This is a genomic window from Pseudomonas syringae group sp. 243L2 (genome assembly GCF_032587875.1).
In the GTDB taxonomy this organism is placed as follows: Bacteria; Pseudomonadota; Gammaproteobacteria; order Pseudomonadales; family Pseudomonadaceae; genus Aquipseudomonas; species Aquipseudomonas amygdali.
The window spans coordinates 37,147-56,578 of the sequence record NZ_JAWHPL010000022.1 but is presented as its reverse complement, the minus strand read 5'-3'; the positions used below and the strand labels follow the sequence as shown (position 1 = coordinate 56,578).

General features: G+C 58.8%; 22 protein-coding genes and 1 pseudogene. 14 read left to right on the top strand and 9 right to left on the bottom strand.

All coding sequences use genetic code 11. From position 1 onward, the window contains the following. The 8 genes from RYB66_RS17865 (at position 1) to RYB66_RS17830 (ending at position 7,294) form a co-directional block, all read left to right on the top strand. Complete coding sequence (locus RYB66_RS17865) at positions 1–1,662, top strand: OFA family MFS transporter (protein ID WP_002555774.1); 1,662 nt, start codon at positions 1–3, stop codon at positions 1,660–1,662. 267 nt (positions 1,663–1,929) lie between these two features. Then, the gene (locus RYB66_RS17860) at positions 1,930–3,129 is read left to right on the top strand and encodes an amino acid aminotransferase (protein WP_316895034.1); all 1,200 of its coding nucleotides are present in this window, start codon (positions 1,930–1,932) and stop codon (positions 3,127–3,129) included. 92 nt (positions 3,130–3,221) lie between these two features. Then, positions 3,222–3,815 carry an imidazoleglycerol-phosphate dehydratase HisB gene (gene hisB, locus RYB66_RS17855; RefSeq protein WP_002551454.1) on the top strand — a complete coding sequence of 198 codons (594 nt, stop codon included), beginning with the start codon at positions 3,222–3,224 and terminating at the stop codon, positions 3,813–3,815. Then, the gene (hisH, locus tag RYB66_RS17850) at positions 3,815–4,453 is read left to right on the top strand and encodes an imidazole glycerol phosphate synthase subunit HisH (RefSeq protein WP_117140106.1); all 639 of its coding nucleotides are present in this window, start codon (positions 3,815–3,817) and stop codon (positions 4,451–4,453) included. Before hisB ends, hisH begins: the two co-directional genes overlap by 1 nt. A 4-nt stretch (positions 4,454–4,457) precedes the next feature. After that, positions 4,458–4,718, top strand: coding sequence for a DUF2164 domain-containing protein (locus RYB66_RS17845; RefSeq protein ID WP_002551456.1), 261 nt, complete (start codon positions 4,458–4,460; stop codon positions 4,716–4,718). Between the two features lie 107 nt (positions 4,719–4,825). Beyond that, positions 4,826–5,563 carry a 1-(5-phosphoribosyl)-5-[(5-phosphoribosylamino)methylideneamino]imidazole-4-carboxamide isomerase gene (gene hisA, locus RYB66_RS17840; RefSeq protein ID WP_002551457.1) on the top strand — a complete coding sequence of 246 codons (738 nt, stop codon included), beginning with the start codon at positions 4,826–4,828 and terminating at the stop codon, positions 5,561–5,563. Positions 5,564–5,582: 19 nt separating this feature from the next. Next, the gene (hisF, locus tag RYB66_RS17835) at positions 5,583–6,353 is read left to right on the top strand and encodes an imidazole glycerol phosphate synthase subunit HisF (protein ID WP_002551458.1); all 771 of its coding nucleotides are present in this window, start codon (positions 5,583–5,585) and stop codon (positions 6,351–6,353) included. Between the two features lie 185 nt (positions 6,354–6,538). Then, the gene (locus tag RYB66_RS17830) at positions 6,539–7,294 is read left to right on the top strand and encodes a substrate-binding periplasmic protein (protein WP_004663214.1); all 756 of its coding nucleotides are present in this window, start codon (positions 6,539–6,541) and stop codon (positions 7,292–7,294) included. A 4-nt stretch (positions 7,295–7,298) separates the two neighbouring features. Here the strand turns inward: RYB66_RS17830 and RYB66_RS17825 are convergent. Continuing rightward, positions 7,299–7,539 (bottom strand): annotated as a pseudogene (locus RYB66_RS17825) (serine protease); the annotation flags it as partial. A 321-nt stretch (positions 7,540–7,860) separates the two neighbouring features. Here RYB66_RS17825 and RYB66_RS17820 point away from each other — a divergent pair. Both RYB66_RS17820 and RYB66_RS17815 read left to right on the top strand, forming a co-directional pair. Continuing rightward, positions 7,861–8,043: a type II toxin-antitoxin system HicA family toxin gene (locus RYB66_RS17820; RefSeq protein ID WP_005781617.1), complete on the top strand. Its 183-nt coding sequence runs from the start codon at positions 7,861–7,863 to the stop codon at positions 8,041–8,043. A gap of 31 nt (positions 8,044–8,074) precedes the next feature. Continuing rightward, positions 8,075–8,500, top strand: a complete 426-nt coding sequence (locus RYB66_RS17815; RefSeq protein WP_016981256.1) for a type II toxin-antitoxin system HicB family antitoxin — start codon at positions 8,075–8,077, stop codon at positions 8,498–8,500. 54 nt (positions 8,501–8,554) lie between these two features. Here the strand turns inward: RYB66_RS17815 and RYB66_RS17810 are convergent, their stop codons facing one another. The 4 genes from RYB66_RS17810 to gpmI form a co-directional block, all read right to left on the bottom strand. Continuing rightward, on the bottom strand, positions 8,555–9,337 hold the full coding sequence (locus RYB66_RS17810; RefSeq protein ID WP_005745049.1) for a divergent polysaccharide deacetylase family protein: 783 nt from the start codon (positions 9,335–9,337) through the stop codon (positions 8,555–8,557). A gap of 3 nt (positions 9,338–9,340) precedes the next feature. Further along, a complete protein-coding gene (locus RYB66_RS17805) occupies positions 9,341–10,678 on the bottom strand; it encodes a S41 family peptidase (protein ID WP_002551463.1) in 1,338 nt (445 codons plus the stop codon). 33 nt (positions 10,679–10,711) lie between these two features. Beyond that, the gene (locus RYB66_RS17800; RefSeq protein ID WP_029240926.1) at positions 10,712–12,034 is read right to left on the bottom strand and encodes a murein hydrolase activator EnvC family protein; all 1,323 of its coding nucleotides are present in this window, start codon (positions 12,032–12,034) and stop codon (positions 10,712–10,714) included. Between the two features lie 153 nt (positions 12,035–12,187). Further along, the gene (gene gpmI / locus RYB66_RS17795; protein WP_005733621.1) at positions 12,188–13,720 is read right to left on the bottom strand and encodes a 2,3-bisphosphoglycerate-independent phosphoglycerate mutase; all 1,533 of its coding nucleotides are present in this window, start codon (positions 13,718–13,720) and stop codon (positions 12,188–12,190) included. 156 nt (positions 13,721–13,876) lie between these two features. Here gpmI and RYB66_RS17790 point away from each other — a divergent pair, with 156 nt between their 5' ends. The 3 genes from RYB66_RS17790 to secB are packed head-to-tail and all read left to right on the top strand — an operon-like array spanning position 13,877 to position 15,073. Further along, positions 13,877–14,290: a rhodanese-like domain-containing protein gene (locus RYB66_RS17790; RefSeq protein ID WP_002551466.1), complete on the top strand. Its 414-nt coding sequence runs from the start codon at positions 13,877–13,879 to the stop codon at positions 14,288–14,290. 2 nt (positions 14,291–14,292) lie between these two features. Further along, the gene (grxC, locus tag RYB66_RS17785; protein ID WP_002551467.1) at positions 14,293–14,544 is read left to right on the top strand and encodes a glutaredoxin 3; all 252 of its coding nucleotides are present in this window, start codon (positions 14,293–14,295) and stop codon (positions 14,542–14,544) included. 40 nt (positions 14,545–14,584) lie between these two features. Further along, a complete protein-coding gene (gene secB / locus RYB66_RS17780; protein WP_002551468.1) occupies positions 14,585–15,073 on the top strand; it encodes a protein-export chaperone SecB in 489 nt (162 codons plus the stop codon). Between the two features lie 62 nt (positions 15,074–15,135). Here secB and RYB66_RS17775 read toward each other — a convergent pair whose 3' ends face one another. Continuing rightward, on the bottom strand, positions 15,136–15,591 hold the full coding sequence (locus RYB66_RS17775; RefSeq protein ID WP_005781609.1) for a tRNA (cytidine(34)-2'-O)-methyltransferase: 456 nt from the start codon (positions 15,589–15,591) through the stop codon (positions 15,136–15,138). Here RYB66_RS17775 and RYB66_RS17770 point away from each other — a divergent pair. Further along, the gene (locus RYB66_RS17770) at positions 15,590–16,030 is read left to right on the top strand and encodes a hypothetical protein (RefSeq protein ID WP_004655063.1); all 441 of its coding nucleotides are present in this window, start codon (positions 15,590–15,592) and stop codon (positions 16,028–16,030) included. The genes RYB66_RS17775 and RYB66_RS17770 overlap by 2 nt on opposite strands. Before the next feature lie 347 nt (positions 16,031–16,377). On the opposite strand, the gene tauC is transcribed toward RYB66_RS17770, so the two are convergent. The 3 genes from tauC to tauA are packed head-to-tail and all read right to left on the bottom strand — an operon-like array spanning position 16,378 to position 19,038. Further along, on the bottom strand, positions 16,378–17,253 hold the full coding sequence (gene tauC, locus RYB66_RS17765) for a taurine ABC transporter permease TauC (RefSeq protein ID WP_005745053.1): 876 nt from the start codon (positions 17,251–17,253) through the stop codon (positions 16,378–16,380). Then, positions 17,250–18,035 carry a taurine ABC transporter ATP-binding subunit gene (gene tauB, locus RYB66_RS17760; RefSeq protein ID WP_117182418.1) on the bottom strand — a complete coding sequence of 262 codons (786 nt, stop codon included), beginning with the start codon at positions 18,033–18,035 and terminating at the stop codon, positions 17,250–17,252. Before tauB ends, tauC begins: the two co-directional genes overlap by 4 nt. A 25-nt stretch (positions 18,036–18,060) precedes the next feature. Further along, on the bottom strand, positions 18,061–19,038 hold the full coding sequence (tauA, locus tag RYB66_RS17755; RefSeq protein ID WP_016981262.1) for a taurine ABC transporter substrate-binding protein: 978 nt from the start codon (positions 19,036–19,038) through the stop codon (positions 18,061–18,063). Positions 19,039–19,432 lie beyond the last annotated feature (394 nt).

Sequence of the window (19,432 nt, the reverse complement as noted above, 5' to 3'; positions counted from 1 at the left end):
ATGAGCACAAGCACAGCCTTGGGCGGCGACGCCGTTCAGCCTGCGTTCTTGTCCAAAGAGCGCATTATCGCCAAGCCCGGTTTCAACCGTTGGCTTGTTCCACCAGCAGCATTGGCCATCCATCTTTGTATCGGTATGGCTTACGGCTTCTCGGTGTTCTGGTTGCCGTTGTCCAAGGCCGTGGGTATTACTGCACCCGTCGCCTGTACTCCGGACATGGGTTTCTTCGCGCAGATGTTCGCGTCGACCTGTGACTGGCAGATCTCCATGCTGGGCTGGATCTACACCCTGTTCTTTATCTTCCTGGGTTGCTCGGCTGCCATCTGGGGTGGCTGGCTGGAGCACGCAGGTCCACGCAAGGCCGGTGTTGTTTCTGCCCTGTGCTGGTGTGGCGGTCTGCTGATTTCCGCGTTGGGTATTTATACCCACCAGATCTGGCTGATGTGGCTGGGCTCGGGGGTTATCGGCGGCATTGGTCTGGGGCTGGGGTATATCTCCCCCGTTTCGACCCTGATCAAGTGGTTCCCGGACAAGCGCGGCATGGCGACCGGTATGGCGATCATGGGCTTTGGTGGCGGCGCAATGGTCGGTGCACCACTGGCCACTGCGCTGATGGGCCACTTTGCCTCGGCTGAAAGCGTTGGCGTCTGGCAGAGCTTCGTGGTGATGGCGGTGATCTACTTCATCTTCATGATCGGTGGCGCGCTGGGCTATCGCGTTCCGCCAACCGGCTGGAAACCTGAAGGCTGGACCGCTCCGGCTGCCAAGGCCAAGAACTCGATGATCACCAACCGTCACGTGCACGTCAGCGTGGCCTGGAAGACACCGCAGTTCCGTCTGGTCTGGCTGGTGCTGTGCCTGAACGTATCGGCCGGTATCGGCATCCTGGGCATGGCTTCGCCGCTGTTGCAGGAAGTGTTCGCCGGCAAACTGCTGGGCGTCGATCTGACCTTCAGCCAGCTCAATGCCGACCAACTGAAAGCCATTGCTGCGATTGCAGCCGGCTTCACGGGTCTGTTGAGTCTGTTCAACATCGGCGGTCGTTTCTTCTGGGCTTCGTGCTCGGACTTCATCGGTCGCAAGGCAACCTACTTCGTATTCTTCGCACTGGGCTTCCTGCTTTATGCGTCGGTTCCGACCCTGAGCCACATGGGTAGCATTGCCCTGTTCGTGGCCGCGTTCTGCATCGTGCTGTCGATGTACGGTGGCGGTTTCGCGACGGTTCCGGCTTATCTGGCTGACCTGTTCGGTACGCAGATGGTCGGCGCGATCCACGGTCGTCTGCTGACTGCCTGGGCTGCGGCCGGTGTGCTCGGTCCGGTATTGGTCAACTACCTGCGTGAGTACCAACTCGCCCACGGTGTTGCACGTGCCGATGCCTACGACATCACCTTGTACATCCTCTCGGGTCTGCTGGTGCTGGGCTTTATCTGCAACCTGCTGATTCGTCCGGTTGCCGACAAGTACTTCATGACCGACGCCGAGCTGGCGGCTGAACAAGCCATCGGTCACGACAAGGGTGCCAATGCCACGACTTCGCTGGAGTGGAAAGCATCCGCAGGCAGTAAGCCGCTGGTCATCGCCGCCTGGCTGGCCGTAGGCATCCCGCTGGCGTGGGGCGTCTGGATTACCCTGCAAAAAACCGCAGTGCTGTTCCACTAAAAGCCTGTAGGTAACAGATAAGCGCTTGCACTTAGGTGCAGGCGCTTTTTTTTGTGCACAGAATTCTTGTTCCACGCACTCTGAATCGGACGCAGAGCATCCCACTATAGTTGAGGCTATCGTTCCACACGCTCCAGCGTGGGAATGCCGTTCGTGACGCTCTGCGTCACCTATCTGCGGCTCAATGTGTTTGATGCACTGCCCGTTCCCCCGCAGACGCTGCTACATTAGCAACCCCTGTTTTTATTGCCTGTAGGAGTTGTTTGCATGCTAGCCCACGTGGAGTCATACGCTGGTGATCCGATCCTTTCCCTGATGGAAACCTTTGGCAAGGATTCCCGTGCGGACAAGGTCAATCTGAGCATCGGCTTGTATTACGACGCGCAGGGCCGTATCCCTCAGCTGGCATGCGTAGCAACGGCACAACAGCAACTGGCCGAGGGCGAGCAGGCGGCTTCTGTCTATCTGCCGATGGAAGGCCTGGCGGCTTATCGGCAGGCAGTGCAGACCCTGTTGTTCGGGGCGGATCACCCGCTTGTGCAGACAGGACGCGTGGCGACCATCCAGACCGTGGGCGGCTCCGGCGCGCTGAAAGTAGGTGCCGACTTCCTCAAGTATGCCTTCCCGGACTCGCAGGTCTGGGTCAGCGATCCGACCTGGGAAAACCACAACGCGCTGTTCGGTGGTGCGGGCTTCAAGGTCAACAGCTACCCGTATTTCGACGCGCAGACTGGCGGGGTCAGGTTCGAGGCCATGCTCGACACGGTGCAGGGCCTGCCTGCGCAGAGCATCCTCCTGCTGCACCCGTGCTGCCATAACCCGACCGGTGCCGATCTGACAGTCGAGCAATGGGACCGGTTGATCGAGGTTATCAAGGATCGTCAGCTCATCGCGTTTCTGGATATTGCCTATCAGGGCTTCGGCAAGGGCATTGATGAGGATGCCTATGCCATCCGCGCAATGGCCAACGCAGGTGTTACAACGCTGGTCAGTAACTCGTTCTCGAAAATCTTCTCGCTGTACGGCGAGCGGGTCGGCGGGCTGTCGGTCGTCTGCGAAGACACCGCGTCGGCTGCCAACGTATTCGGCCAGCTGAAGGCCACTGTACGTCGCAACTACTCCAGCCCGCCTGCGCATGGCGCCTTTCTGGTTTCAAAAGTGCTCAACACACCGCACCTGCGCGAGCAGTGGCTGAGCGAAGTCGAGGCCATGCGCGTGCGCATCATCGACATGCGCACGCGGCTGGTTGAGGTGCTGGCGCAGAAGGTTTCCGGACGTGATTTCAGCTTTATCCTCAGGCAGAGCGGGATGTTCAGCTATACCGGTCTGACGCCACAGCAGGTCGATGAACTGAAAGACGTTCACGGCATTTACATGCTGCGCAGTGGCCGGGTGTGCATGGCGGGCCTGAATGAAGGCAATATCGACAAGGTATGTAACGCAATCGCGAGCCTCTTCACCCACTAAATGCCCTGCTGGTCGTCTGTTTGCTTCATGGCGGGCGCATCTGGGCCTATAATGCTCGCCTTTTTTCGCCCAATGATTTTGCGGAGCTGGTGATGGCCGAACGTAAGGCGTACGTCGAGCGTAATACTCTGGAAACCCAGATCAAAGCCTCGATCAACCTGGATGGCACCGGAAAGGCCCGATTCGATATCGGTGTGCCTTTTCTTGAGCACATGCTCGACCAGATCGCCCGGCACGGGCTGATCGACCTGGACATCGAGTGCAAGGGTGACCTGGCAATCGATGATCACCATACGGTGGAAGACGTCGGTATCACCGTGGGACAGGCGTTCAGCCAGGCCATCGGCGACAAGAAAGGCATTCGTCGTTACGGCCACGCCTATGTGCCGCTCGACGAAGCGCTGTCGCGCGTGGTCATCGACTTTTCGGGCCGTCCGGGCCTGCAGATGCATGTGCCGTATACCCGTGCCACGGTGGGTGGCTTTGATGTGGACCTGTTTCAGGAGTTCTTCCAGGGCTTCGTCAACCACGCGAACGTGACGCTGCACATCGACAACCTGCGTGGCACCAACACTCACCACCAGATCGAGACCGTGTTCAAGGCTTTCGGTCGCGCGCTGCGCATGGCGGTCGAGCTGGATGAGCGCATGGCCGGGCAAATGCCATCCACCAAGGGTGTGCTCTGATGCAGACGGTTGCGGTCATCGATTACGGTATGGGCAACCTGCACTCTGTCGCCAAGGCGCTTGAGCACGTAGGCGCAGGCCGTGTGCTGATTACCAGTGACGCCAAGGTGATTCGCGAAGCCGACCGTGTGGTGTTTCCGGGTGTGGGCGCGATTCGCGACTGCATGGCCGAGATCCGCCGTCTGGGCTTTGATTCGCTGGTCAGGGAAGTCAGCCAGGACCGTCCGTTTCTCGGCATCTGCGTCGGCATGCAGGCGTTGCTCGACAGAAGTGAAGAGAGCGGCGGCGTGGACTGCATCGGTCTTTTTCCTGGCCAGGTGAAGTTTTTCGGCAAGGACCTGTATGAAGAAGGCGAGCACCTGAAAGTGCCGCACATGGGCTGGAATCAGGTCGCTCAGGCGGTGGATCACCCGCTGTGGCATGACATTCCGGACCTGGCGCGTTTCTACTTCGTGCACAGTTTCTACATCGATGCCGCCAACCAGCGTCAGGTGGTCGGGCGCGGTCACTACGGCCTCGACTTTGCCGCCGCGCTGGCCGACGGTTCGCGTTTTGCCGTGCAATTTCACCCGGAAAAGAGCCACATCCACGGTCTGCAATTACTGCAGAACTTCGCTGCCTGGGATGGTCGCTGGTAATCGTATGAGCAAAACCAAGAGCAAGCCGCCGATTCTGACCCTTTCGCCCGAGCATGAGCAGCAGGCGATCGACAAGCTCAAGCGCCTGTTCGCAGAGCGCTTCGAGCTGGAGCTGGGTACGTTTGAAGTGGCTGAGGTACTGGAATTGTTCACCCGCGAGATTGCCCCGCATTACTACAATCGCGCTATTTTCGATGTTCAGCAGCAGCTCAAGGAGCGGTTCGAGAGCATCGAAAGCGACCTCTGGGCGCTCGAAAAGAATTGAATAGAAGCAGCTTTGAGCTTCAGGCTTCAAGCCGCAAGAATCAGTGAGTACGCATACTTGCAGCTAATCGCTTGCAGCTTGCCGCTCTTTTTGACCAAGGAATAAGCATGCTGATTATCCCCGCTATCGACCTCAAAGACGGTGCCTGTGTACGTCTGCGTCAGGGCCGGATGGAAGATTCCACGGTGTTCTCCGATGACCCGGTGGCCATGGCTGCCAAGTGGGTCGACGGTGGTTGCCGCCGTCTGCATCTGGTCGATCTGAACGGTGCGTTCGAAGGACAGCCGGTCAACGGTGATGTGGTCACGGCCATTGCCAGACGCTACCCGAACCTGCCGATCCAGATTGGTGGCGGCATCCGTTCGCTGGAAACCATCGAGCACTACGTCAAGGCAGGCGTGAGCTACGTCATCATTGGCACCAAGGCAGTCAAAGAGCCCGAGTTCGTGGCTGAAGCCTGCCGCGCGTTCCCAGGCAAGGTGATCGTCGGTCTGGATGCCAAGGACGGTTTCGTCGCCACCGATGGCTGGGCTGAAGTCAGCTCGGTTCAGGTCATTGATCTGGCCAAGCGTTTTGAAGCCGATGGCGTGTCTGCCATTGTCTACACCGACATCGCCAAAGACGGCATGATGCAGGGCTGCAACATCCCGTTCACCGCCGCGCTGGCGGCCGCCACGCGGATCCCGGTAATTGCTTCGGGTGGCATTCATAACCTGGGCGACATTCAGGCGCTGTTGAATGCGAAGGCTCCGGGCATCATCGGCGCAATCACCGGTCGTGCGATCTACGAAGGTACGCTGGATGTGGCCGAAGCCCAGGCGCTCTGCGACCGCGAACAACGCTGAATAGCTGGAGACTGACCCTGTGGCCCTAGCCAAACGCATCATCCCTTGCCTGGACGTCGACAACGGTCGAGTGGTCAAGGGTGTCAAGTTCGAGAACATCCGGGATGCAGGCGATCCGGTGGAAATTGCTCGTCGTTACGATGAGCAGGGTGCCGACGAAATTACTTTTCTCGACATCACTGCCAGCGTCGATGGCCGTGACACCACGCTGCACACCGTCGAGCGCATGGCCAGTCAGGTGTTCATTCCGCTGACTGTCGGTGGCGGCGTGCGTACCGTGCAGGACATCCGTAACCTGCTCAATGCGGGCGCGGACAAGGTGTCGATCAACACGGCAGCGGTGTTCAACCCTGAGTTTGTCGGTGAAGCCGCCGCTCGTTTCGGGTCGCAGTGCATTGTGGTCGCTATTGATGCCAAGAAGGTCTCCGGCCCGGGTGAAACCCCGCGCTGGGAAATCTTCACCCACGGTGGACGCAAACCCACTGGGCTGGACGCGGTGCTCTGGGCGAAAAAGATGGAAGACCTGGGGGCTGGCGAGATCCTGTTGACCAGCATGGACCAGGACGGCATGAAGAACGGCTTCGACCTGGGCGTCACCCGCGCCATCAGTGATGCGCTGGGCATCCCGGTGATTGCTTCCGGTGGTGTCGGCAACCTTGAGCATCTGGCCGCCGGCGTCATCGAAGGCCACGCCAGTGCCGTGCTGGCGGCGAGTATTTTCCACTTTGGCGAATACACCGTTCCCGAAGCAAAGGCTTATATGGCCAGTCGCGGGATTGTGGTGCGCTGAGTCGCTGCGCATCAAAGCGGGCGTCGCTTGTTTCAGACCATGGGTTTGAAGCAGTCGGCGCTCGCTCTGTTTCAGCCCTGTGGCATTCGAGTATTACCTGTAAGCGACATCGCCGGACAGCGCGCTAGACAGTGCGCCGGGTTCGCGGCACTCTGCATGCGTCAGTCACGATCGAGTGCCGGAACATGTTCAAACGTCTATTTCTCGCACTGATCGGTGTCGGCTTGTTGCTGAATGAAACTGCGCGAGCCAGCGACTCAACGCCTTATTCCATGGTGTTGCTCACCGAGAATTTCCCGCCGTTCAACATGGCGGTCGATGGCAAGAATTTCGCGCAGGAAAACAACATCGACGGTATTGCCGCTGAAGTGGTGCGCGAGATGTTCAAGCGCGCAAACATTGGTTACAGCATGACCCTGCGTTTTCCGTGGGATCGGGTTTACAAGCTTGCCCTCGACAAGCCCGGCTATGGTGTGTTCTCCACCACTCGCCTGCCTGAGCGCGAAAAACTGTTCAAATGGGTGGGTCCGGTAGGCTCCTATGACTGGATCATGCTCGCCCGCGGCGACAGCCCCATCACGTTAACGTCGCTTGAGCAGGCAAAGAACTACAGGATTGGTGCCTATAAAGGCGACGCCATCGGCGAGCGTCTGAACGCGATGGGCCTTAACCCGATTTTGATGCTGCGTGACCGGGACAACGTGAAAAAGCTCGACAATGGTCAGATCGATCTGTGGGCCGTGGGCGATCCGGTTGGCCGCTATCTGGCGAAACTGGAAGGGGTCTCGGGGTTCAAGACAGCGCTGCGTTTCAACAGCGCCGAACTTTACCTGGCAGTCAACAAGAGCACGCCTGACGATGTTGTGGCTCGCCTGCAGAAAGCCCTCGACCAGATGCGCGCCGAGGGTTGGGTCGATGCCGTCAAGGCGCGCTATCAGTAATCGCTCAACCTGCTGCGGGAAGGGTGTCTTCACGTACGTTGGAGGGCTGCCCATTGATGTCATGGGCGTAAGTGCAGATCTTCAACGGCAGCAGTGTCTGGCGGGCCCATCTTGACCGTTTAATGGTCGATCGGGCGATGTTCGTACGACCAACTGACCGATAATGCGCCTAACCGGTTTTTCCCCATAACCACCTGTGGCTCGGGCGTCGGTCCCGCCGGTTGCAGCTCTATGGCAAGCGCAAGCGGCTGGATGCCGTCCTTGATAACGGTGTCTTGCTCTCCGTTGTGGAGACCTCATCCTTTAAGCCGGAATTGATCGGGTTATCAAGGCTGAAACGGCGCGTGACATGGAAAACAGACCTTGCCTACTTTGCGTGCGGAACGTGCTGACTCGGTTTTGGCGGGATCGACGGTAAAATCCGTCAGCGTCATGTCTGGAAAGGCGAGCGCAGATTGGCGAAAGCCAATTATATGCAATTAAGAGCTATTTATATGCATCATAAGTGTTGCCCGCGCTACATAAGTGTTGCATATTGATGTTGCCGAAACGGTAGGATTCAAGCAATGAAGTGCAACGAGTTTCGGCGATGGTTGCAGGCTCAAGGCGCTGAGTTCAGGGCTGCCAAGGGTAGTCATTTCAAGGTTTACCTGAATGGTAAGGCAACCATCTTTGCAGACCATGGAAGCAAAGAAATGCACGAAGGGTTACGCAAGTCGATCATCAAGCAGCTCGGCCTTAAGGATTGACGTCGAGCTGCTCCACTACAGGTGAGACCTTATGTATCAATATCCATTGGATCTACATCGGGAGCCGACAGGCGTTTGGCTGTCGTGTCCAGACATTCCCGAAATGAGCGCCTCTGGCGACACCCTGCCTGAAGCATTTAGCGAAGCTCTTGACGGCATGGAATCGGCTCTATCGCTCTACGTCGATCAGCGTCGCAAGATTCCCCAAGCCTCAGTCGTACCCGGCCATGAACTGTTGATGCGTTTGCCTGCGCTGACGGTTGCCAAAATCATGCTATGGAACAGCTTGTTGGAAGAGGGCGTTAGCCGTGCTGAGCTGGCGCGTCGCCTCGGTTGCACGCGGCAAGTGGTGGATCGGCTTGTGGACTTTCTGCATGCCTCGAAAATCGAGCAGGTGGAGCGAGCGCTGGCTGAGCTTGGTCGGCGTATTACGTTGAGCATTGAGCGGGCCGCTTGATGTGTAACACCTCATTTGAAAGACCAGCTGACGGACGTTTCGTCGTTCGCAGGCTCAGCGATACACCCCATTCTTGCCATGCGCCGCACTCGCCTGATTGCCGCGTTCGCTGATCATGCTGCGCAGGTCGATCCATTCGACGCCCTGATCCTTGAGTTTGGGCAACTCGCGTTCCAGTACGTCCAGCGTGACAGGGTAGGGGTGACCGATGACCACTGCCGAGCCATGCTTGCGGGCGATTTTGATGGCTGACTGCAATTGTCGGTTGATGGCTTCGGCCGTGCGCTCGTCGTCCAGAAACACGTCGCGTGAGACGCTTGCGAGGCCGATGCGCTGAGCCTCTGCGGCTGCCACGGTTTTCGCGCTGGTGCGGCTGTCCACGAAAAACAGATGACGTCTTTGCAGTTCGGCCATCAACCAGGCCATCGCGACCGGTTCGGCGGTCATCCGGCTGCCCATGTGGTTATTGATGCCGGCTGCATAAGGCACTTTCAGCAGCGCCGCATTGAGACGGCTTTCCAGTTCAGGCAAGGGCAGCTCGGGGTGCCAGGCGTAAGGCCCGGTCGCCGGGTCCATCGGCATGTGCAGCATGACCGTCTTGCCTGCGCGGTGGGCCTCGCGGGCAAATTCGGTGGCGTGCGGAGTGTCAGGCATGATCGCCAGCGTTACCGGGCCGGGGAGCGCCAGCGTACGGCTATCCCGCGCCGGGTTCTGACCCAGGTCGTCGATGATCAGGCTGAGATAGGCCTTCGGCGGCTTGCCGGTGCTCTCGACTGGCGCTGCATGGGCAGCACCAGTGATCGAGAGTGTCAGCAGTAACAGAGCGAGAGCGCGCATCCGTCAATTGCCGCGGGTGATACTCAGCCCTTTCAGCAGGCTGAGGGCCTGGCTGAGCTGGAAGTCATCATCCTGCGGACGCGCCTTGGCTGCTGCGCCACCCTTGACGGTCGGCTTGTCGGCACCGCCGTTGCCATTGCCCAGGTGGCCCATCAGGTCGGCTTCCTTGTAGTTCTCGCCGTCTGCTTCGCTGGTGACCTTGGCCCGACGTACCACGATGTCCGGGTTGATGCCCTGCGCCTGGATCGAGCGACCGTTCGGCGTGTAATACAACGCTGTGGTGATCTTCAGAGCGCGATCGTTGTTTAACGGCAGAACGGTTTGCACCGAGCCTTTGCCGAAGGTGTCGGTGCCCATCAGAATCCCGCGTTTCTGGTCTTGCAGGGCACCGGCGACGATTTCCGACGCAGAAGCGCTGCCGCCGTTGATCAACACCACCAGCGGTACGCCTTCGCTGGCGTCTGCCGGGTCTGCCGAGAAACGCAGTTCGGAGTTGGCGATGCGACCTTTGGTGTAGACAATCAGGCCTTTGGTAAGGAAGTGGTCCGCCACCTGCACCGCCGATTGCAGCACGCCGCCGGGGTTGTTGCGCAGGTCGAGAATCAGGCCGCTCATCTTCTTGCCATTGTCCTTGCGGAATTTGGCCAGCGCCTTGCCGACTTCGTCCCCGGTCTTGACCTGGAACTGGGTAATGCGGATGTAGCCGTATCCGTTTTCCAGCATCTGCGCCTTGACGCTCTTGACCTGGATGGTCGCCCGCGCCAGCGTCACATCAAACGGCGTACCGCCATCGCGCACCAGTGTCAGGGTGATCTTCTCGCCGATTTTGCCGCGCATCTTGTCGACCGCTTCCTGCATGTTCTGGCCCTGGGTCGGCGTGCCATTGATCTTCACGATCAGGTCGCCTGCCTCAATGCCAGCCTTGGAAGCAGGTGTGTCGTCGATGGGTGAAACCACCTTGACGAACCCGTCTTCGACGCCCACTTCGATGCCCAGTCCACCGAACTCGCCGCTGGTGCTTTCCTGCAGCTCCTGGAAATCTTCCGGGCCCAGGTAGGCGGAGTGTGGATCAAGGTTGCTGAGCATGCCCTTGATGGCGTTTTCCAGCAGAGTCTTGTCGTCCACTGGCTCGACATAGGCCGCCTTGACCCGATCCATGACCTCGGCAAAGGTGCGCAGCTCGTCAAGCGGCAGCGGCGGCTTGGCGTTGGCATTGGGCTTGGCGGGCGAGACTGCTGCAGGCGTGGCTGGCGCGGTCTTTTCGGCAGCTTGCGCCAAAGGCGCGCCAATAACGATGGCAATTGCCAGGGCCAGCGAGGTGAGGCGGGACAAATGCAGCATGTCTAACGAACTCCTACAGATATTGACGCCGGCTTATCCTTGAGTGCGGCACCATTGGGCTGGATCGCTGGGGCGACCCTGCTGACGAATAGCAAAGTACAACGCTGCCGTGTCCTGACCGCCACTATTGCCGACCGTGGAAATCGCTTCACCGGCTTTTACAATGTCACCTGCCGACTTGAGCAGGCTCTGGTTATGCCCATACAGGGTGAGATAACCGTTGCCATGGTCGAGAATGACCAGAAGCCCGGCACCACGCAACCAGTCGGCGAACACCACTCGTCCGCCATGCACTGCATGTACCTGGCTTCCGGCTGCGGCGCTGATCATGACGCCGTCCCATTTGGTTCGCTCGTCATCACCGCGGGCTTCACCGAAACGCGCAAGCAGTCGACCATCAATAGGCCATGGAAGTTTTCCCCGGGCCTCTGCAAAAGGTCCGCCGTAGGAAACTCCGGCACTGGAAACGACTGCGCCGGGGGCTTTGACCGGGCGACGCGGTGTGGGTTCATCAGCGCTTTTACTGCTGCTGGTGCTGTTGTTGCGGGCGACGGCCTCAGCTTCGCGCTGACGTTTCTCTTCGGCCTCGCGAGCGGCGACCAGCGCCTTCTGGCGAGCCTCTTCAGCTTCGCGTGCCTGCCGGGCCAGGGTTTCTTCGATGGTCTTGAGAACCTTGGCCAGGTCGGCCTGATCCTGCTGACGGGCCTGCAGTTTCTGATCGCGGGCCTTGTAGTCCTGATTCAGCTTGGCCAGTGCCTGCTGACGCTCCTGGCGCACCTTGGCCAGTTCTTCGCTCTGGCTGTCCAGGTTGCTCTTCTGCACCAGCAACTGTGCCTGTTGCAGATCGATGTCTTTTTCGACATTGGCCAGCTGGCGCAGGGTTTCATTGAAGTTGCGTAGCTGCTCCAGGCGCGCCTGGCTCAGGTAGTCGTAATACGTGAGGGTTCGGGCGAACTTCTCTGGGTGCTGCTGATTGAGCAACAGCTTGAGGTATTCCTGGCGGCCACTCTGATAGGCGGCGCGGGCCTGGATAGCAATCAGGCGTTGCTGTTCAACGCGGGCACTGTTCAGTTTCTTCTTTTCACTGTCGAGCTTTTGCAGCTCGGTTTCCGTCTTTTTTAGTTCCTTTTGCAGGACCTCGACCTGCTTTTCCAACTTGCCCATTTCGGTTTCGGTGGTGCGCAGGTCCTTCTGGACGCCTGCACGTTCTTCCTGAAGCTTGCCCAGGACTTTTTGCAGCTCCGTCACATCCTGACGCGCAGCATCTATCTGTTTTTGGGTTTGCACACGCTCGTCTTCGGCAAACGCCGGATTGAGCAGGCAGATCAGAGCAAGGGCAATCAAGGCGCGAAGCATGTGGGTGGGCGATACCGAGGAATTGTGAGAAAAAATGTCAGGCTTAGTATGCCCGCCATGCGCTGCAAAAAAAACGCCCCGCAGCCACTGCTTTAGGGCTTGAAACATAAAAAACCGGCTTTGCCTGATGGCTATAGGCCGGTTTTCAGCGTTTTACTTCGCCACAAGGATCGAGTGGCCCGTCATCTCTTGCGGTTTCTCCATGCCCAACAGATGCAGCATGGTCGGTGCCACGTCAGCCAGAACACCACCTTCGCGGACTTTCAGCGGGCGCTTGCCGACGTACACGAAAGGCACCGGCTCGGAAGTGTGCGCGGTATGCGCCTGGCCTGTAGAGTCATCGGTCATCTGCTCGACGTTGCCGTGGTCAGCGGTAATAAGTGCTTCACCGCCGACTTTTTCCAATGCCGCGGTAATGCGACCGACGCATACGTCCAGGCATTCCACGGCCTTGATTGCCGCTTCCATGATGCCGCTGTGGCCGACCATGTCGCCGTTGGCGTAGTTGACGATAATCACGTCATAACGCTGATGCTCGATGGCATCGACAATTTTGTCGGTCACTTCCGGCGCGCTCATTTCCGGCTGCAGGTCGTAGGTGGCGACTTTTGGCGATGGAATCAGAATGCGCTCTTCGCCCGGAAACGGCTCTTCACGACCGCCAGAGAAGAAGAACGTGACGTGCGCGTATTTTTCGGTTTCGGCGATACGCAGTTGAGTCTTGCCGTTGTTTGCCAGGTATTCACCCAGCACGTTTTTCAGGCTGCCAGCTGCAAATGCCGAGGGCGCGGGGATGCTTGCCGCGTACTGGGTCAGCATCACGTAATTGACCTTGGGCTGACGGGCGCGCTCGAAATCCTTGAAGTCGTCTTCGACGAACACACGGGTCAGCTCACGGGCGCGGTCGGCGCGGAAGTTCATGAACACCACAGCATCGCCGTCCTCGACGCGAGCGGGTTCACCGATGCGTGTGGCTTTGACGAATTCGTCGTTCTCGTCACGTGCGTAGGCAGCTTCAAGCCCGGCAACACCGCTGTCTGCGTGAAATTCGGCGGTGCTGTCGACGATCAGGTTGTAGGCGGTGGAGACCCGGTCCCAGCGGTTGTCACGGTCCATGGCGAAGTAGCGGCCGATGATCGTGGCGGTGCGGCCCTTGCCCAGGCGGGCGAAGGTTGCGTCCATCAGCTCAAGGGATTTCTTCGCGCTGCGCGGTGGCGTGTCGCGACCGTCGAGGAAGGCGTGCAGATAGATTTTTTCTGCACCGCGCTTGACCGCCAGTTCGGCCATGGCGACCAGATGGTCTTGGTGACTGTGCACGCCGCCATCGGACAGCAGGCCCATGATGTGGACCGCCTTGCCCGCACCGACAGCTTTATCCACAGCGGCACAGATGGTCGGGTTCTCGAAGAACTCGCCGTCGCGAATCGCTTTGGTCACTCGAGTGAAGTCCTGATACACCACGCGACCGGCACCCAGGTTCATGTGTCCGACTTCGGAGTTGCCCATCTGACCGTCCGGCAGACCGACGTCCATGCCCGACCCTGAAATCAGGCCGTTGGGCATGGTTTCGTAAAGACGATCCATGACCGGCATCTTCGCGGCCAGGATGGCATTGCCTTCATGGCTTTCGCTGTGTCCGAAGCCATCCAGGATGATAAGAACCAGAGGTTTTGGCGTGGCAGTCATAGAACCCACTCGATGCTGGTTGAATAAAGAGAGTAACAAAGTACAAGGGAGCGGCATTTTAGGGACAAGTTCAAACGGCGTCACTGCCGTACGGACTTTGGCCCACCTTGGCTGCTGTGTATACTGGCCGACATTTTAACGCCCTGGAACCTACTGATGGTTGCTCACCTGCTTGAATTCGCCACTAACCACTATTTGATCACCGGTGCCTTCGTCATTCTGCTGGGACTGCTGATCGCTTACGAACTGAGCAAGGGCGGTGCCAGCCTGAGCACTCGCGAGCTGACCGCGCTGGTCAACAGCGACCAGGGCGTGGTCATCGACGTGCGCTCGAAAAAGGATTTCACTGCCGGCCACATCGTGGGCTCCCTGAACTTCCCGCAGGACAAGGTGCTGACGCGTACCGCTGAACTGCAGAAATACAAGGACAAGACGTTGATCATAGTCGATGCAATGGGGCAGCATGCTGGCACCACCGCCCGCGAGTTGCTCAAATCCGGCTTCAAGGCGGCCAAGCTGTCCGGCGGTATTTCCAGCTGGCGCGGCGACAACCTTCCCCTGGTGAAGTGAACATGGCTCAAGTCATCGTCTATTCCAGCGATTATTGCCCGTATTGCATACGCGCCAAACAGCTGTTGCAGAGCAAGAGCGTGGCCTTCGAGGAAATCCGTGTCGACGGCAAGCCGCAACTGCGTGCCGAAATGACCAAGAAGGCCGGTCGCACTTCCGTACCGCAGATCTGGATCGGCTCGACCCACGTGGGCGGCTGCGATGACCTGTTTGCTCTGGAGCGTGCCGGCAAGCTTGATGCGCTGCTGGCCTGATTCCCCTTAAACTTTCAGCCCTATCTGACAAGGATCCGAGATGACCGACCAACCGAACAACGGTGCTGTTGCCAACGAAGAAAACGGCCCACAATTTTCCCTGCAGCGTATCTACGTTCGCGACCTGTCGTTCGAAGCGCCAAAAAGCCCGGCAATCTTCCGCCAGGAGTGGACACCGACCGTCAGCCTGGACCTCAACACCCGTCAGAAGCAGCTGGAAGGCGATTTCTATGAAGTCGTGCTGACCCTGTCCGTGACCGTCAACAATGGCGACGAAGTTGCTTTCATCGTTGAAGTGCAACAGGCCGGTATCTTCCTGATCAAGGGTCTGGACGACGGCGCGATGAGCCACACTCTGGGCGCGTTCTGCCCGAACATCCTGTTCCCGTATGCACGCGAAGCCATCGACAACCTGGTTGTACGCGGCTCGTTCCCTGCGCTGATGCTGGCCCCGGTGAACTTCGACGCCCTGTACGCCCAAGAGCTGCAACGCATGCAGGAAGCTGGCGAAACGCCGACTGTGCAATAAGCGTTACCGCTGCAAGCAAAAAGCGCCTTTCGGGGCGCTTTTTTGTGTCTGGCGGCGCGCTATCAGGCAAACCCGTGCTGGCGCCATGCTTCATAGACGGCCACCGCCACGGTGTTGGACAGGTTCAGGCTGCGGCAGCCTTCGCGCATGGGCAGTCGCAGGCGGTGCTCGCTGCTCAGCGAGTCGAGGATGTCGGCGGGCAGGCCGCGGCTCTCCGGGCCGAACAGAAATGCATCACCAGGTTCAAAGCTGGCATCGTGAAAGGGGCGCGAGCCCTTGGTGGTGAAAGCGAATAACCGTGGGTTGCCGATCTTCTCCATACAGCTTGCCAGGTCAGGATGCGTCTGCAGCGTGGCATACTCGTGATAGTCGAGCCCGGCACGGCGCAAGCGCTTGTCGTCCAGCTCGAAACCCAAGGGTTCGATCAAATGCAGGGTGCAGCCGCTGTTGGCGCATAGCCTGATGACATTGCCGGTATTCGGCGGAATTTCTGGTTGAAAAAGGATGACGTGAAACATGCACGGCTCCGAACGAAAGGACGGGATGCATTCTACCCCTGAAGAGGACCCGAGACCGAAGCTATGGCCGCGAGTTCTGGGTTCGATGGCGATTGTCGGCTTTACCGTGGGCACCATTATCGGTCGTCTGCAGCAACCTGACCCCGTTGAACTGGAGCAGATCGAGGAGCTGCCTGCCGGGCTGGCGCTCTGGTTCAATGAGGAGCCGAAGTACCAAGGGTCGACGGTGGATGGCGCTGTGGTGCTCAACGTCGATGCTTCAGGGCGGCCGTGGACGGGCCAACTGAGGTTCGACAACAGGGTTGCACGCTGGAAGGTGGAGCGAGGTGAGAAGGGGTTGGTGCTGACACTCCTGGCAGCCCGTCCACTTCATGGCGACTGGCGCACTGAGAAGGTGGACGGGCGCTGGAGACTGGAGGTCAGTCTCCGGGAGGAATAAAAGAGGGGAATCCCCGGCCTGCCTGTACCAAGGTCCCCAAAACTGGTGATGTAATACCTATTGCAGAGTGCGTGCCAGTTTTGAGAATTAATCCGAAAGAACAGGCTGACTTAGCTATATCCGGTTAAGCACTTCTTGAGTTCGAAGCCGTTTAATATCATCAAGATACTGAATTTATTAAGTATTTTTCATATTCGAAAACCTTGGATTGGTTGATGAGTCAGCCGCTGTGAATGCTCGGCGCTGGCATCTGGTCGCCCTAAATGTCGCGCCAGGCCCCGCAATGCGGTATCAGCGCATGCACTCAATTTGCGCACCGCAACGACGCACACACCCATACTGATGCATTAATGCTGCTGACCATGCCAGGGCACCAGCCTGCGTTGCAGCGCGCGCAGTCCCAGCTCCATGGCAAAAGCGATCACGGCGATCACCAGAATCCCCAGCACCACAACGTCTGTCACCAGAAACTGCGCCGCCGACTGCACCATGAATCCCAGCCCGCTGGTGGCAGCAATAAGCTCTGCGGCCACCAGCGTCGACCAGCCCACGCCCAGGCCGATGCGAATACCGGTAAGAATGTCCGGGAGTGCGCTGGGCAGGACCACGTGCCGAATCAACTGCCAGCGCGTCGCGCCCAGCGACTGTGCCGCCCGCACTTTGGTCGGGTCCACGGTGCGAACGCCGGTAGCCGTGGCAATGGCAATCGGCGCGAAGATCGCCAGATAAATCAGCAGTACCTTGGAGAATTCGCCGATACCGAACCAGATAACGATCAGCGGCAGGTAGGCCAGCGGTGGTATCGGTCGGTAAAACTCGATCAGCGGGTCGAATATGCCCTGAGCGATGCGGTTATGGCCGATGGCGATTCCTATCGGGATGGCCGTCAAAATTGCCGCGGCCAGCGCCAGACCGATGCGTTGCAGGCTGGCGTCCAGATGCTGCCAGAGTGTGGCGTCCATGTAGCCCTTGGTTGCCAGCAGCCAGCCTTTGCTCAGCACATCCGCTGGCGGTGGCAGAAACAGCGGCTCGATCCAGCCCCCGGCAGTTATCGCCCACCAAAGAGTCAGCAGTGCCACGAGGGTCAGGATGCTGATCGCTCGGGTGCTCAGATAAACCTTCGGCGTGGGGGCAGCCGGTTGTTTGGCGAACGGTTTGCTGATGCCGGTCAGTTCGCGGCTATCTATAAGCTCATGGCTGCCAACAGGCTCAAGTCTGCTCATACACGCTGCTCCCGGGTGCGCTGGGAAAACACGCTGGCCAGCACATGCTCGCGGGTTTCGATAAAGCGCGGATCGGACTTTATCGCGCGGGCCGATTCGCCAGCGGCGTAGCGACGGCCGAAGTCCAGGTGCAGATGCTCGGCGATACGACCAGGGTTAGGGGCGAGCAGAACCAGGTCGGTGGCGAGGAAAACTGCTTCTTCTATGTCGTGGGTTATCAGAAACACCGGCTTGGCGGTACGTTGCCAGACTTGCAGCAATAGCTCCTGCATCTGCTCACGGGTGAAGGCATCCAGTGCACCGAATGGCTCGTCCATCAACAGGATGCGCGGATCGGCTGCCAGCGCTCTGGCCAGGCCGACGCGTTGCCGTTGTCCACCGGACAGCTGCCATATTCGCCGCTGGTCAAAACCGGCCAGATCCACCAGTGCCAACATCTCCCGCGCTCTGGTTTCACGTTCCAAGCGGCCGACACCCGCCAGTTCCAGGCCAAACGCAACATTGGCCAACACGTTCTGCCAGGGCAGCAAGGCATCGTCCTGAAACACCACGCCACGCTCTGCGCTCGGCCCCTCTACGGGAATGCCGTCGAGAGTAATGCGGCCGCTGCCGGGTTTGATGAAGCCGGCGATGAGGTTCAGTAACGAGGTTTTACCGCTGCCGGAAGGGCCAAGCGCAACCAGCAGTTGGTGTGGGCCCAGGCTCAGGTTGATGTCTGCCAGCACGGGTGCCGCTGCACCGGGGTACTGAGCGCCAATACGCTCCAACTGCAACAGCGCCATACGTGTCTCCTTGTGCTGAGAGCGCTTAGCGTGGGATGAACCGGGCGCTGACGTAAGGTGAGTAGTCAGGCAGTACTGCGTCGACCTTGCCCTGCTCTTTAAGGAATGCTGCGGTTTTGGTCACCGCCTCGATGGTCGGTGTACCCAGCAGCGCGGTCTGCTCGGCAGCCAGCGGGTAGACATTGCCTTGCAACAGGCCAGGTACGTCAGATGCCTTGGCGCCAGACAGTCGGGTCAGCTTGTCTACGTTGGCCGGGTTGGCGATCCATGCAGCCGGGTCCTGGCGATATCGGGCGTAGGCATCGAGCGTTACCTTGGCGAATGCGCTGACAACTTCCGGGTGTTTGTTGGCGAAGTCCTTGCGCACGATCCAGGCATCGAAGGTCGGCGCTCCGACCTTCGCCAGTTCGCCGGAGGTGATCAGCACCTTGCCGGTTTCCTTGGCGACGCCCAGTGCCGGGTCCCAGACGTAAGTGGCATCAATGTCGCCGCGCTTCCAGGCCGCAGCAATGGCGGGCGGCGCGAGGTTCAGGATCGTGACCCTGGCCGGATCGATGTTCCAGTGTTTGAGCGCTGCAAGCAGGCTGTAATGGCCGGTGGAGACAAAGGGCACGGCCACTTTCTTGCCGATCAGGTCCTGCGGTGAGTTGATCCCCGAACCATTACGGGCAACCAGCGCCTCGGCCGCGCCGATCTGCGTGGCTATCAGAAAGGTCTCCACCGGGAGTTTGCGTGTAGCGGCGGCTGTGAACGGGCTTGAACCGAGATAACCGATCTGTACGTCGCCGGATGCGATTGCGGTGATGACGTCCGCACCATTATCGAACTTGCGCCAGGAGATTTTTGAGTCGGTGGCTTTTTCGTAGGCGTTATCGGCCTGGGCAACCTTGGCCGGGTCGATGGTGGTCTGGTAGGCGACGGTAAAGTCTGCTGCCTGTGCAATGAATGTTGCGCCAGTCAACGACAGCGCAGTCAGCAAGCGCAGGGAAAAATGCAGTTTCATGATGAAGCTCCGAATCAGACGGGCCGAGGACTGGCTGGATAAGGAGACTAAGTGATCTAAGAATCTTAAAATAAATAACTTTTGGGAATTAGCTTATGAAGGGGCTTTAGAGCCATCTGCAGAACCCATTTGCACATCGAGGGGCTGTTGCGCATCTGCCGATCGGCTCGGGGTTCACGCGCCAGACACCAAAATTGCTTTTTTGTTCACCTGGACTACAGTTGAGCGCATGTTTCAGACGGTAAAAAACGCTGAAAAAGGGTGTTTGGAGCGGTTTTTAGAAAATATTTCATGACCGTGGAGCGTCGGGAGTCAAGGTGATGACAATTGTCACATTTCATCACTAATCTCTCTGAAGTACCCGTTTTACAAGGCTTTTACTGGCAAGCAAATT

Excerpts from the sequence above, each read along its gene's own strand:
- RYB66_RS17865 (WP_002555774.1), top strand. The coding sequence starts at position 1 with ATGAGCACAAGCACAGCCTTGGGCGGCGACGCCGTTCAGCCTGCGTTC.
- RYB66_RS17860 (WP_316895034.1), top strand. The coding sequence starts at position 1,930 with ATGCTAGCCCACGTGGAGTCATACGCTGGTGATCCGATCCTTTCCCTG.
- hisB (WP_002551454.1), top strand. The coding sequence starts at position 3,222 with ATGGCCGAACGTAAGGCGTACGTCGAGCGTAATACTCTGGAAACCCAG.
- hisH (WP_117140106.1), top strand. The coding sequence starts at position 3,815 with ATGCAGACGGTTGCGGTCATCGATTACGGTATGGGCAACCTGCACTCT.
- RYB66_RS17845 (WP_002551456.1), top strand. The coding sequence starts at position 4,458 with ATGAGCAAAACCAAGAGCAAGCCGCCGATTCTGACCCTTTCGCCCGAG.
- hisA (WP_002551457.1), top strand. The coding sequence starts at position 4,826 with ATGCTGATTATCCCCGCTATCGACCTCAAAGACGGTGCCTGTGTACGT.
- RYB66_RS17830 (WP_004663214.1), top strand. The coding sequence starts at position 6,539 with ATGTTCAAACGTCTATTTCTCGCACTGATCGGTGTCGGCTTGTTGCTG.
- RYB66_RS17820 (WP_005781617.1), top strand. The coding sequence starts at position 7,861 with ATGAAGTGCAACGAGTTTCGGCGATGGTTGCAGGCTCAAGGCGCTGAG.
- RYB66_RS17815 (WP_016981256.1), top strand. The coding sequence starts at position 8,075 with ATGTATCAATATCCATTGGATCTACATCGGGAGCCGACAGGCGTTTGG.
- RYB66_RS17810 (WP_005745049.1), bottom strand. The coding sequence starts at position 9,337 with ATGCGCGCTCTCGCTCTGTTACTGCTGACACTCTCGATCACTGGTGCT.
- RYB66_RS17805 (WP_002551463.1), bottom strand. The coding sequence starts at position 10,678 with ATGCTGCATTTGTCCCGCCTCACCTCGCTGGCCCTGGCAATTGCCATC.
- RYB66_RS17800 (WP_029240926.1), bottom strand. The coding sequence starts at position 12,034 with ATGCTTCGCGCCTTGATTGCCCTTGCTCTGATCTGCCTGCTCAATCCG.
- gpmI (WP_005733621.1), bottom strand. The coding sequence starts at position 13,720 with ATGACTGCCACGCCAAAACCTCTGGTTCTTATCATCCTGGATGGCTTC.
- RYB66_RS17790 (WP_002551466.1), top strand. The coding sequence starts at position 13,877 with ATGGTTGCTCACCTGCTTGAATTCGCCACTAACCACTATTTGATCACC.
- grxC (WP_002551467.1), top strand. The coding sequence starts at position 14,293 with ATGGCTCAAGTCATCGTCTATTCCAGCGATTATTGCCCGTATTGCATA.
- secB (WP_002551468.1), top strand. The coding sequence starts at position 14,585 with ATGACCGACCAACCGAACAACGGTGCTGTTGCCAACGAAGAAAACGGC.
- RYB66_RS17770 (WP_004655063.1), top strand. The coding sequence starts at position 15,590 with ATGCACGGCTCCGAACGAAAGGACGGGATGCATTCTACCCCTGAAGAG.
- RYB66_RS17775 (WP_005781609.1), bottom strand. The coding sequence starts at position 15,591 with ATGTTTCACGTCATCCTTTTTCAACCAGAAATTCCGCCGAATACCGGC.
- tauC (WP_005745053.1), bottom strand. The coding sequence starts at position 17,253 with ATGAGCAGACTTGAGCCTGTTGGCAGCCATGAGCTTATAGATAGCCGC.
- tauB (WP_117182418.1), bottom strand. The coding sequence starts at position 18,035 with ATGGCGCTGTTGCAGTTGGAGCGTATTGGCGCTCAGTACCCCGGTGCA.
- tauA (WP_016981262.1), bottom strand. The coding sequence starts at position 19,038 with ATGAAACTGCATTTTTCCCTGCGCTTGCTGACTGCGCTGTCGTTGACT.